Below are 13,395 nucleotides of genomic sequence, written 5' to 3' on the forward strand. Positions count from 1 at the left end.
ATGATCGAACGCAATCCGGAAACAGTAACGGACCAACGGCGGTGGCGGAGCCTGCCCGAACGGATCAAGCGGGTATGGCTGCTGCGGTCGGTATTCACCGATACGGCGGTGATCCTGATCTGCGCGGTGCTGGCGATCATCTTCATCGCCGCCGATTGGTGGGGCTTCTGGCAGGCGCTCGTCCTGGGGCTGATTGCGGCATGGGCCGTGGTCGAGCTGGCCACGCAGCCGTTGCAGACCCGGTACTCCTATGAGTTCACCCGGTTCTCCATCGGGCAGCGGGATCTGAAACTGCACACGGGCTGGCTGTTCCGCAAATCGGTCACGGTGCCGTTCAACCGCGTCCAACATGTCGACACCAAGCAGGGGCCGCTGTTGCGCGCGTTCGGTATGACATCGATCAGCGTGCACACCGCCGTGGGAGCGCATGAGATCGAAGCCATCGAGGACGCCGAGGCCGCACAGCTGGTGGACCTGATCACCGCACGTGTGCTCGCTGTGAAGGAAGACCTGTGAACATGGCTTGGCGCCGGCTGCATCCGATTGCCGTGGTCACGGCGTTGATCGAGTCGGTGAGGTCCGCCATCGCCCTGATTCTTCCCGTGCTGGCCATTGCCGTACCGAACCGTGATTCGGCGGTCGTCATGGCGGTCATCGTGGCGGTGATCGGGCTGATTGCGGCATGGATGCTCGTCTCCCCGGTCGTGCGATGGCTGACGACGGGCTATCGGATGGACGACCATGGCATCACCCAACGCTCCGGGGTATTCAACCGCACGCGTACAACGATCGCCTACGACCACATCCACACGCTGTCCAGCAGCGCCCCGATTTACATGCGGCCGTTCCATGTGGTGATCCTGGACATCACCGCCGCGGGTGGGGAATCGGGCATGACGCTCAGGGGCGTTCCTGCCGGCGTGCAGCTGGAGCTGGAAGCCGCCAGACAGTTGGATAGCGGGGACACCGTATCCGCGGCCGCGGCATCGGTGGGTATCCATGGCGCAGTCGCCGATACCGCTGTCGCCGACTCGGATGCGGCCGAGGAGTGCCGGCAGCCGGAAGAGGCTCCGGCCGCCGGCGCGCGCACGGGCGTCAACCAGTCGGCGACCGGCCGTCCGGCGATTGACGGCGAGCTGGTGTTCCGTGCCTCCGTTGCGGATATCGTGCTGTTCGCCGTCACCGACCTGGGATTGTTCGCCGCGCTGATCGTTGTCTACGGATTCCTCGACCAATTGCGCGATCTGGTTCCCGAGGACGTGTTCGACACCGCGCAGGATTCGGTGATCCGATTCGCCACCAGCAGTGCGGCCATGATCGCCGGCGCGGTGGTCGTGGTTTTCGCGGTGCTTGTGGGCGCCAGCATCATCGGATCGCTGTTGCGGTTCTACGGATTCGAGGTGTGGCGCCGCGGCGGCGACCTGGTGGTGGTGCGCGGCGCGCTCACGCGGCGGATCACCACCATCGCCATCGACCGCATCCAGACCGTCGCCATCCGGCGCTCGCTGCTCCGCCGGGCCCTGCACCTGTGCTCGGTCCGACTGGGATTGGGCGCTATGGCCGCCGCGGAAGGGGAGGACGGCGATGCCACCGGCGCCGATGTGCTGCCGGTGATCGGCGACGACCGCGTCTATGCCGTGCTGCAACGCATGCTCCCCGAATGGGGGCTGGAACCTCCGGAGATCCATCGGACGGGCCGCGGACTGGTCCGCTACTATCTGGTGATGCCGCTGGCGGTGTCCGCGGCGGGCATGGCGGTTGCGGTGATCTGGGCGCTGGTGTCCCGCGATGCCGTGAACTGGCTGTGGACGTTGGCCCCTGCGGCGCTGGCGGTCTGGTGGGGGTTGTGCCGTTGGCTGAAGGCGGCGTCGGAGGGATATGCGGTATTGGACGACAAGCGAATCGCCGCCACGGGGGCGTCCGTACTCACCTTGTTCACGGTGTTCACGCGCCGCTCCCGCATCCAATCGGTCGAGCGGTCCAGCACGCCATGGCGCCTGAATCGTGGCGTGGAATGCCTGAGACTGCCGTTGTTCGTCTCCAATGGCATCAGTGCGCTGCAGTTCACCGCGTTGCGCTCCGCCGATGCGGCAACGGTATCGGCCTGGGCGGAGGACGGGTCGATCCGCCCATCCGGGACATCCGACCGGTCGGCGGATTCCGATCCGCGGAACATGACCGATAATGGACATAGAGACGACGACGGATGGAGGGCACGATGATTTGCGGACGGTGCGGCAACGGTAACGACGAAGGCTCGCGATTCTGCACGGTATGCGGCAGTCCGCTGACCGCACCGCCGGCAGCGGATCCCCTCGCCGACGCGCCGACGATATCCATGCAGCCGGTGCAGCCGGCGTATCCGGCGCAATCGGTGCCGTCGCAATCGTCTCCCGTTCAGCCGGCGACGCGCAGGCGCACCGGAACCATCGTGGCCATCGTTATCGCAGCCATCGCCGCCGTGGCATTGATCATCACCGGCGTGACGCTGGTGGTGTGGCATGTCTCGGCGGACGATCCGGGCACCTCGCAGACGCCGGCGCCGACCGGCGGCGAGGCGTCGTCCCCGGGCGATGCGTCGGACGAGAACGACCCCGCGTCATCCGAGCAATCGGAAGAGGACGGGGACGGGGCCGAGATGCCGGCGCGCACGTTGGATCAGGAATCCACCGATCGCATCGTCGACGCCTACTCGTCCACCGACGTGGCCGTATCGGTGATGACCGAGGACGGACTGCGCAGCTATTCGTCGCGGAACGCTTCGAAACGCATGGTATCCGCCGGATTGTATCTGCCGGTGTACTTGGCGTACTACGGCACCCATGAGGATCAGCCGAGCGATTCCGCGGGCGAGATGATGCGTTCGATGAGCAACGATGCGGCCAATCTGCTGATCGACGCGGTCGGCGGTGTGGACGCAATCGATTCATGGCTGTCGGCGAACCGCTTCTCCGGATCGTCGTTCGAACGCCGATTCGGGGATGTGGCCGCCTCCGAGGACGGGTACGAGAACTATGCGTCATCCGACGACGCCGCGCGCATGCTGTCCATGGTGGCCGCCGACGGAGCGGATGAGCTGATGTCGTATGACATTGCCTCCGAAGGCGTGAGGATTCCGGAGGGGGCCACCATCCATGCGCATCGCGGTATGGGCATTCAGGATGCATACAACTATTTCGTCGTCATATCGGATGGCCGCACCAAGGTCGCTCTGGCGGTGATGACCGAGAACCTGGGGCAGGAACGTGCCGCCGACCTCACTTCGCAGATGCTGGCGACGGTCTGGGACACGATGTTCGCAGGTGCGGCGCGTTGACGGGGGATGTTCGGCCGACGGGTGGTCGGCGCCCCCGCCCGTCGCGGTCCCATCGTGGCGCGGCGCATCGGGTACCGGGGCGCGGGCGCGGCTGGACGGCCGTCATCGCGGCGGGTGTGGCGGTTGCATTCGCGGCGGTGGCGGTCGGTATCGGCGTCACGATGTCGATGCCGCATCGAAGCAATCCGGAGGGAGCGGCGGCATCCGCACGGGTCGGCATTGCCGACGGCGCAGGTGAGGACGGCATCGCCGTGCCGGACCATGATGCCATGCGGCGCACGGCGGTTCCGGAGCCGGACGCCAGCCAGCCGGTACGGCGTGCGATGAGTGCGCTGCAGGACGAACTGGAGACGCTGATCGCCGGATACCAGGGCGGCTGGCAGGTGTATTGCGAAGACCTTGCCACCGGAGCCTCGTTGAGCATCAACAACCACCAGGGGTATTCGGCGTCGCTGATCAAGCTGTACGTCATGCTGGCCGTCTATCAGCGGATCGATGATGGGGCGCTCGCCGAGGACGCCCGCATCGACGAGCTGTTGCGGGAGATGATCACGGTGAGCTCCAACGAGGCCACGAACGCGTTGGTGGACATCCTCGGTTCGGGCAGCGGCGAAGCCGGATTCGAGGTCGTCAACGCCATCGCGCAGGAGTATGGGTTCAAGGATTCGTCCATCAACCAGTACCTTGGCGACGTCACCGGGGACCCCTCGCTGAAACGGACCACAGCGGAGGATTGCGGGCGGTTCATGGCTGCCGTGTACCGCGGGGCACTGGTGTCCGCGCAGGCCAGCCGGAGTATGCTCGACCTGCTGATGGCACAGACCAGGACCTCCAAGATTCCTAGTGGTCTGCCGGCGGGTACGGTGACCGCCAACAAAACCGGGGAGATCGACGGCGTGGAGAATGACGTGGCGATTGTGTTCGCCTCATCCGATACATCCGCCGCGATTGACGGTACGGCGGCAACAGGCGATTACGTGCTGGCGGTGATGAGCGAGGACGTGCCCGACAGTGCGGCCGCGCAGGCCGAGATCCGCGAGCTGTCCGGCACGGTGTGGGACGCGATGGCACGGTAATCCGGCGGCATGCCGTGGCGCCGGAGACTTGCGGCAACACGCTGAGGGCGGATGCGAACGGTAGATATCTACCGTTCCGTGACGGCCATGGTTAGGCTTGAGCCATGACTGGTATGCAGGAACTTTGGCAGGCGTTCGACGCGGTGCTCGGGGGCGGCGAGACTTCCGCGCTGCTGGTGGTTGGCCCCCCGCGGTGCGGCAAGACGGAGTTCGCGTTCGAGGCGCTGATGCGTGCGTTGGAACGCAACCATGGTGGGGGAGCCATGATGACGGTATCCGGGCGCGTGACGGCGGACAGGTTGGGCAATCGCGCAATCCGCCGTATGGGGGCGTCGATGAAGGCGCGTCCGGTCACCACGTTGTCGGCGTTGGCGTTCGCCGTGATCGCCGACGCCCGACGGTATGAGGACCTGCCTGCGCCGCGTCTGCTGAACGGCGCCGAACAGGATGCCCTGCTACGCAGGGTGGTGGCGGCGCATCTGGGCCATGCCGAAACCGGCGACCTGTGCGATACGTGCGTGCTGTTGCGGGAATACTTCGCCGACGACCGCTGGACGGATACGGTGGCACCCGCCCGGGAGCAGTCGGGCGGCGCGACGACGATGGCGATGTTCGAGCGCGGCGTCTCCTCGTCGTTCGTGGATCAGCTGAGGGATATGCTGGCCCGTATCAACGAGCTGGGGGCATCGTTCGCGCATGAGCGTGAGTACGTGGGGGAGGCGGCCGGCACCGGGCGTAACGCCGACCGCACCGCGGTGCAGTGGCGCTTGGCGTTCGCGCTGCGGCGGGAATACGTGCGGGCCATCGAACATACGTATCCGGGCGAATACCGTCTGGACGCATCGCGGCTGCTGGTCGAGGCGGCTGCGGTGCTGCGTCGCGTACAGGTGGAGGAGGTGCGGCTGCAGCCGGAGACGGTTCCTTCGGTGTTGGTGGTGGATGATTTCCATGACGCCACATTGGCCGGGCTGCGCTTCCTTGAGGCGTTGTCCGCCGCAGGGGTGCGGCTGGTGCTGGTAGGGAATCCCGACGAGGCCGTGCAGACGTTCCGTGGCTCCTATCCGGAATACCTGATGGGCTGCGCGGTAAGAGGGCCGCTGCATGCCGCCCTACATCGCATCCCGGTATCCGATACCCCGGCGGATGCCGTCGCACCGACCTATCGCGACCTCCTGGCCTCGCGCATCTCACTGTCGATTCCCTCGCCGGAGCCGGATGACACGCCGATGCCGCAGCGCCCCGGCAAGCTCCCCCGATACGCGGGCAGTCTGCCGATCCGGCGATTGGATGAACCGGGGGCGAACGCGGATGCCGGTCTCGGCACCTCCCGGTTGGAGGATGGCACGGTGGCCACGGCGTTGTACAAGTCGCCTCGCGAGGAGATGGACGATGTCGTCTGGCGTATGAAGCGTCTGCATATGGACCGGGGGATTGCATGGAACGACATGGCGATCATCGCCCATGACAACGCCACCGTGCGGTCGTTCGGCGAGCGTCTGCGCCGCGATGGCGTGCCGGTGCGCTACTCGTCGGTCACGCGTCCGCTGAAGGACGAGCCGTTCGTGCAGGGGCTGTTCGCCCTGATCGAGCTGGCGCTGCTCCGCAGGCGCGGCATCGACGCCGTGGATCTGCCGTTGGCGGCGCTGTCGTCCTACGTACGGGCACGGGTGGCCACGCTGATGGCCTGCCCGCTGGTCACCGCCGGCACGCAGTCCGCCGAGGGTGCCCCGGCGCGGTTGGCGCCGGTGGAATCCGCGATGGCCGCACTGGAGTCATTGGCCGGAGTCGTCCAGGAAAGCGCAGAGACCGCCGGTGCGGAAGGGCAACGGCATCTCGCGGCGCTGATCGAATCATGGGAACGATATCGCGATGCCGTGAACGAACATCGGCAGGCGGCGCGGCGTGCGGCGGCGGTCAACGTGGACGACGGCGTGCTGACGGGCGAAACCGCCGATGACGAGCTGCCGTTCGGCCAGCATGCGATGTACCTGATGCTGGCGTTCGACGATCCCAAGGCGCCCGCCACGCCCGTACTGGATTCCCTCGGCGCGATCCTGGGCCGTGACCCCCAAGCCGTCGCGTTCCGCAGGATGTGGGATATGGTCGGCCGCGTTGCGGATGGCATGGGCCGGCTGTCCAACCGGGAGGCACAGTACACGTTGGCGCTGGCTTGGAATGCGACCGGCGTGGCCGGCGTCTGGCAGCGCGCCGCCCTGCGCAACGACGTGGCTGGCCGTGCCGCCAACGACCGGCTTGACGTGGCGATGCGGTTGTTCCAGTTCGCCGCCGACGGCTCCGCCGGGGAGGATATCGTCGCCTTCATGGACCAGGTCAGGTCGATGCAGATCGAAGCGGATTCGCTGGCGCATGTCGGGCCGGTCGAACAGGCCGTGACACTGACCACCCCCGCTGGCGCCGCCGGGAACCATTGGCGGCATGTGTGGCTGCCCGCGGTCCAACAGGATGTATGGCCGAACCTTGCGGAACGCGCCACGCTGTTCGGCGGCGAGGATCTGGCCGATCTCATGCTGCATGGGCGAATCGGGGGCGCCGACCCGGCCGGATGCGACCCACGTCTGGCTGCAGTGCTGTCCAGCGAGAAGAAGAACCTGCTCGTGGCGGTGACCCGTGCCGACGAGACGCTGACGATCAGTGCGACGTGGAACGAGGATTGCACGCCGTCGGACTTCTTGTACGGGTATCTGCCCGAGCGGTTCATCCGCCAACGTGACGAAGCGGTGTTCACGCGCCCCGGCGGTCAGTCGGCGGATGATGACGCGGAATCCCATGCCGGTCTCGATGCCGATCCCAGGGGATTGGTGACCGCCGCTCGTATCACGCTGGCATGCCACGGCGCTGACTCGCCGGAAGGACGGGATGCGGCATCCGCGCTCGCGTTGCTGGCGGAGCACGGCGTGCGCGCCGCCGATCCGCGGCAGTGGTATTTCGTCGACCTACCACATGACGGTGCCACGGGTGGAGAAGCGGAAGCCCGAGCCGAGGCTCGCGACGGACGGCATATCGTGACCTTGTCGCCATCCTCCGTCGACGGCATCTGGTCCTGTCCGGTCTGCTGGCTATTGGAACGCCGCTGCTCCGGCCCCCAATCCGGCGGCGTGCACGCCGGTTTCGGCACCATCGTGCACGAGGTGGCGCAACGCGGCAGCGAGGAACGTCTCGATATGCCGGGGACCGTGGCCGCAGAAGGTACCGAGAGCCGTATCGCGGCGGTGACGGAACGGCTGATGGCGATCTACCGTTCGTTGCGTCGAGACCCGCAGGGCATCGATTCCCCCACCGACCGGTACGATGCGATGAAACTCGACCGTTCGGCGGAAACCATGCTGACGAATATCGCCAGCTATTTCGTCAACGGATGCGATGCGGCATACCCGTTCCGCAACGCCCAATACATGTCGGTCGGAGCCTTGGAACGGGCGGAGTGCGAAGTGGAATTCACCGCCCGGTTCGATATCGACGACATGCTCGCCGCCTATAACGCCATACCCGGCATCGAACCGATGACAAGCGGCGAACTCCTGGCGGTTATGGGAACGCTGGTCGGAGGCTGGCCCGAGGGCATGTGCGACGATCTGACGATTCGTCTGTCCGGCAGGATCGACCGGCTTGAACATCGTCGATACGGGGACGGTCGCGAGGCAGTGCGACTGATCGACTACAAGACCGGGAGGAAATACGGTACCGCGCAGATCTTCAACGATCTGCAGCTGGTCTGCTATCAGCTCGGCTTGGCGTTCCCCGAGGATCGGGGCTGTGTCGGGCCATCCCCGCGAATGCCGTACATCGCGCAAAGCGGGTTGTTCTTCGTCCGCGAGGATGATGGCCCGAGCCGCAGCTTTGAGGTGGAAAGCCTTCACCAGCCTGCACTGTTGCGCAACGGGGCTTGGAACACGGAACCGTTTGCCGGGCGCTACCACTATAAGGATCCCAAGTATCTGGAGATTCCGGAGCTGCCCGAGACGCCGCCCGCAGGGGTGCGCGCCGCGGCGTGGAACCAGATCATACGGTTGCGGGGCAGCCAGACGCTGTGGGCGCTGACCATGGTCGCGCGTGTGTTCTATGCGGCCGCGGCCAGCCGGTCCTCCCTGCTGATCGCACACCCCACGCCCGATCATGTGAAACACTGCCGCATGACGACATCCTGTCCGGCCTGCGCCGGCGAGCTCAACACCGTCTATGAAACGAGGCAAGCATGATGCACGCATTCACCGACAGCCCGGAACAGGCACGGGTCATCAATGCCCCGAACGATGACGACATCCTGGTGGTGGCGGGTGCCGGATCAGGCAAGACCTATACCATGACCAGGCGCATCGTCACCCTGATCGGCAACGGCGTGGCTCCCGAGCGCATTCTGGGCCTGACCTTCACACGCAAGGCCGCGGGCGAGCTGTTGGACCGCGTCTCGTCGGCGGTCGCCGAACAGTCGAGCGCGGATGAGGACCCTGACCGGATGTTCCTGAAGCCGACCATCGCCACCTACGATGCGTTCTTCCAGACCATCGTCCGCCAGTACGGACTCCTGGTCGGCTTCGACCGGAACACGCAGCCGCTGAGTGACGCCGGCGCATTGCAGTTGGCGGCCGATGTGGTGGAGCGGCATCTGGATGAACTTTCGGTGCGGCAGGACCCGCCGTCGATCCCCCAACTGGCCGGGGACGTGAGAAGTCTGTCCAACGCCATAGCCAGCGCGATGATCGGCCCTGACTGCCCAGGGTACGCCGAAGCCGTCGCCGCGATACGCCGTTGGGACAACGCTTTCATCAGTCGGGTGCGCGCCGCGCTGGGCGATGAGCCGATACCCGAGAAGCTGTTCGCCGGCGCGCTGCCGAAACGCGCCAAGAAAGACAGCGATGAACAATGGCAGGTCAAGTTGGAGCAGTACCAGGCCAAACTGTATGCCAACTGCGTCTATCAGTGCGACCGCATCGCCAGAACCGCAGAACAGCGTGAACTGCTGCTGGATCTGGTCGAGGAATACAACGAGGAGAAACGTCGCCGCACCATGGCCGAATTCGGGGATTTCACGATCGCGGCGTATCAACTGGTCAGCCGGTTCCCGTCCATCGGCCGCCGGTATCGCGAACGGTTCAGCCATGTGCTGCTGGACGAGTACCAGGACACCTCCACCACGCAGGCCATGCTGTTGGCCGCGCTGTTCCATCCCGACGATGGCGGGCCGTGCAGCGCCGTCAGCGCCGTGGGCGACCCGTTCCAGTCGATCTACGCCTGGCGTGGCGCCAGTCCCGGCGCCTTCCGCATGTTCGAACGGGACTTCCACATGCCGCCCGGCACCAAGCCGTATGCGTTGAGCACCACACGCCGCAACTCCCGGATCGTGCTGGAAGCCGCGAACAATCTGACATTGCCGCTGCGCACGCCCCCGCGCCGCCCGGGCAGCGCAGCGCTGCATGAGGTCGATGTGCCCTCGCTGGCGAATGTCCCCGAAGCCGATCGGGGCGCCATCGGACTGATCGGCTATGAGACGCTCGGGCAGCAGATCGATGGCGTCGTGCGGTTCTGCCGCGAGGCGCTGCGGCACCACACCCGCGTGAAGGACGGCATGGTGGAGCACCGTGGTACCGTGGCCGTGCTGTTCCGGTCCAAAGGCACCATGGACGAATACCGGCAAGCCTTGGAACAGGCGGGTATGACCACGTTCGTCGTCGGCTACTCCGCAGTGCTGGAACGCCCGGAGATCTGCGACGTGCTGGCGTTGCTGCATGTTGTGGTGCAGCATGATGACGCCGAGCATCTGATGCGGTTGCTGGCCACCCCCAGGTTCCAGCTGTCATCGAGCGACCTGACCCGTCTGGCCGCGCTTGCCGACAGGGAGAATACGCGGGTGAGATTCCGGGCGTTGGCGGAGGCCGGCGTGGCGGATGCCGACTGCCCGCCGGAGCAATGGGAATCGGTGGTGCGGGAGCACCGCGACCAGGTGGGCAATGCCGTGTTCCTCGGCGATCTGCTGCAACGGGGCGATCTGAGGCAGTTGCTTGATCGTGACGGCACACTCGGCGACAGCGCCAAGGCCGGGGTGCTGCGTGCCGGCGCCATGCTGCGCGACGTGCAGGCGATGCTGGGGCATCCGCTGGCCGAGGTGATTCGCGCCGCGGTCCGTGCGCTGGATCTCGACATCGATACGGTGGTTGCCCAAGCCATACGAGACGGCGAACAGGCCGCGAACCCCACCGTGGCCCGGATGCCGTTGAACACGCTGGTCGACCTGACCGACACCTATATCCAGGAACTGGGGGATGGTCGGACGCCGACGCTGCGCGGTTTCCTCTCCTGGGTGGACGTGCTGGGCAATATCGAGGATGAGGCGGCCTCCATGCATGACGACCAGGCCGACGTAGAACTGATGACCATCCACCAATCCAAGGGCCTGGAATGGGACGCCGTGGCCATCGTCGACTGCGCATCGGGCATCATGCCGAACAACAGCAAGAACGGATTGACGATTACCTTGGACGAATCCCATGCCGGAGGGTTGGTCGACGGCGTGTGGACGGCTCCCGAATACCGGGAGCAGAACAGTCGGACCTGGCTGACCGACGCCACCAGCGTGCCTGCCCCGATACGGGTCGACGCGGACATCCTTCCCCGCTTCCCTCACGACGGCGCGCCGGGGGAGGACCCGGTGGACGCGCTGACGCGATTGGACGACGTGATGCAGATCGATGACGAGGTATTCGGTTCGCTGCGCGACTGCGGCGACGGCGTGGAGGACTCGGATCCGGATTCCTGGTATCTGACCCAGAGCAACGAATACGGCCGTCGGCTGCACGCCGACGAGCGACGGCTGGCCTATGTGGCGTTGACCCGCGCCAGGCATGACGTCATGCTGTCATATTGCGCGTACCGCGAGCGCAGCCGCGACCCGCGCCGCAGGGCCGCAGCAAGCAGGGCGCAGAGCGCCTCGGTCTTCTGGCAGGAGCTGTTCGACGCCCTGCACACGCGTGCGGATGCCGTGCGCCGGCCGACAACGTTGCCGGATGATGATACGCTGCCGCCGTTGCCTGAAGGGTTCTTTGCCGGCGACCATGCCCGCGAGTATGAGGACGCCGTCATCGGCCAGGCTTGGGCCACGCCGATCGAGCAGCCCGACGACGACATCGCGCTGCCATGGCCGGGCACGCTAAGCGCCGATATCGCCGAGCGATTGCGTGCCGGGGCGCTTGCGGTGCGGGACGCCATGGATGCCATGGGCGCCGTGCGCCATGACGGCGGACCATCGGATGGGCAGACCCGTGACGGCGGACCGTTGCTCGGCCGGGCGCGTCTGCTTGTTGCGGACCATGATCTGATGGGTGCGCAGCTGACCGGCGAGGACCTGGACCGGAACGTGCGTGAGCGTGGCCGGCGCATCCTGGCGGCGGGTCGGCAAAGCGTCACCGCGTTGCAGGCGGCTGCGGGAGGCATGACCGAGCGCGAGGAGAACGCCTATTGGCGGGGCATCGTGCGGCCGATTCCCAGCGTGGCGTCACCGGTGGCCGAAGCCGGTACGCAGTTCCATGCATGGGCGGAGCGGTTCATCAACGCCGTGGCGGACGGCAGGCTGCCGGATGCGGATTCACCGGCCTCGCGGCGTGCCTTGCTCGAGGAACTTGATTCGGCCGAGCAGCGCAGCGGCGGACACCCGGACGCATTGCTGACGTGGAAACGCCGTCTGGCCGAATCGCGGTGGGCCCGGCGCCATCCTGCATGGGCCGAACGGCAGATCGTCATCGCCATCCCCCAGCTGGGCGGCACCATCGTCAACGGCAAGCTCGACGCAGTGTTCGCCGGAGGTCTCGACCCCGAAGACACGGGCAAACAGTACACCATCATCGATTGGAAAACCGGGCGGCGTCCGCGTGAGCCACGGGACGTGGCACAGAAGTTGGTGCAGCTGGACTGCTACCGACTGCTCCTATCGGTGGTCGAGGGTATCCCGCTGGATGCCATCGATGCGGCGCTGTATTACGTGAGTGAACCGGACGAACGGCAACGCGAGATTCAGGCGGAAGGGAAAACCGAATCCCAGATCATCGACGCATTGCGTCTCGGCGTGCCCGACCAGTCGGACAATGACTAGCCGGTGCGTGGCCGCGAAGGCGTGTGACCGGGGCTTCGGTATCCCCGGCTGCGCCCCACTGTTCGCGGCGCGCGATAGGCTCGGGACGGATAGGGAACAACGCTGGCACTCAATCATCAAGGAGGCAACAATGATCAAGGTTTCCGTCGTCGGCGCCAAAGGGCGCATGGGATCCCACGTGGTGGACGCGGTCAACGGTGCACAGGACATGGAGCTGGCGCTCACGCTGGACGCGGGCGATGACCTGCACGCCATCACGCCGGAGAACACTGATGTGGTCGTGGAATTCACCGTGCCGTCCGTCACACTGGACAATGTGCTGACGCTGATCGGTCAGGGCGTGGACGTGGTGGTCGGTACCACCGGCTGGACCGAGGACCGTCTAGAGCAGGTGCGTCAGGCGTTGGCCGCGGCGCCGCGCGCCGATCAGGCCGTGTTCATCGCGCCGAACTTCGCGATCTCCGCGGTGCTGGCCGATTATTTCGCCAAGCTCGCCGCCCCGTACTTCGAGTCGGCCGAAGTGGTGGAGCTGCACCATCCGAACAAGGTCGACGCCCCGTCCGGCACCGCCATCCACACGGCGCAAGGCATCGCCGCCGCACGTCAGGCCGCCGGCCTGGCCCCCGTGCCGGACAATACCGAAACCGACGGCGGCTCCCGCGGCCAGGTGGTCGACGGCATCCATGTGCATGCGGTGCGTCTGCGCGGCCTGAACGCGCACGAGGAGGTGCTGATGGGCAACGCCGGCGAACAGCTGACGATCCGCGCCGACAGCTTCGACCGCATCTCCTTCATGCCCGGCGTGCTGCTGGCCGTACGCAAGCTGGCCGAAGGGTCGCATGCGGGCTTGACCGTGGGGCTTGACCGCTTCCTGGACCTGTGATCGACTCCGCCGTGGACGC

At 66.2% G+C, this 13,395-nt stretch carries 7 protein-coding genes; all 7 read left to right on the plus strand.

The window, feature by feature from the left end; translation table 11 throughout:
* The 7 genes from BIGA_RS01965 to dapB all read left to right on the plus strand — a co-directional run bounded on the left by BIGA_RS01965 (position 1) and on the right by dapB (position 13,376).
* Positions 1 to 516, plus strand: a complete 516-nt coding sequence (locus BIGA_RS01965) for a PH domain-containing protein (protein WP_033506694.1) — start codon at positions 1 to 3, stop codon at positions 514 to 516.
* A 2-nt stretch (positions 517 to 518) separates the two neighbouring features.
* Positions 519 to 2,222: a PH domain-containing protein gene (locus BIGA_RS01970; RefSeq protein WP_152595987.1), complete on the plus strand. Its 1,704-nt coding sequence runs from the start codon at positions 519 to 521 to the stop codon at positions 2,220 to 2,222.
* The gene (locus tag BIGA_RS01975) at positions 2,219 to 3,316 is read left to right on the plus strand and encodes a serine hydrolase (protein ID WP_033506699.1); all 1,098 of its coding nucleotides are present in this window, start codon (positions 2,219 to 2,221) and stop codon (positions 3,314 to 3,316) included. The genes BIGA_RS01970 and BIGA_RS01975 overlap by 4 nt, the downstream gene beginning before the upstream one ends.
* Positions 3,317 to 3,432: 116 nt before the next feature.
* Positions 3,433 to 4,392, plus strand: a complete 960-nt coding sequence (locus tag BIGA_RS01980; RefSeq protein WP_051917005.1) for a serine hydrolase — start codon at positions 3,433 to 3,435, stop codon at positions 4,390 to 4,392.
* A gap of 113 nt (positions 4,393 to 4,505) precedes the next feature.
* Positions 4,506 to 8,609: a PD-(D/E)XK nuclease family protein gene (locus tag BIGA_RS01985; RefSeq protein ID WP_152595993.1), complete on the plus strand. Its 4,104-nt coding sequence runs from the start codon at positions 4,506 to 4,508 to the stop codon at positions 8,607 to 8,609.
* A complete protein-coding gene (locus tag BIGA_RS01990; protein ID WP_033506802.1) occupies positions 8,609 to 12,493 on the plus strand; it encodes an ATP-dependent DNA helicase in 3,885 nt (1,294 codons plus the stop codon). The genes BIGA_RS01985 and BIGA_RS01990 overlap by 1 nt, the downstream gene beginning before the upstream one ends.
* 130 nt (positions 12,494 to 12,623) lie before the next feature.
* Entirely contained in the window at positions 12,624 to 13,376 is a 753-nt protein-coding gene (gene dapB, locus BIGA_RS01995) for a 4-hydroxy-tetrahydrodipicolinate reductase (protein ID WP_033506702.1), read from the plus strand.
* The last annotated feature ends 19 nt before the right edge of the window (positions 13,377 to 13,395 follow it).

The organism is Bifidobacterium pullorum subsp. gallinarum, assembly GCF_000741215.1.
In the GTDB taxonomy this organism is placed as follows: Bacteria; Actinomycetota; Actinomycetes; order Actinomycetales; family Bifidobacteriaceae; genus Bifidobacterium; species Bifidobacterium pullorum_B.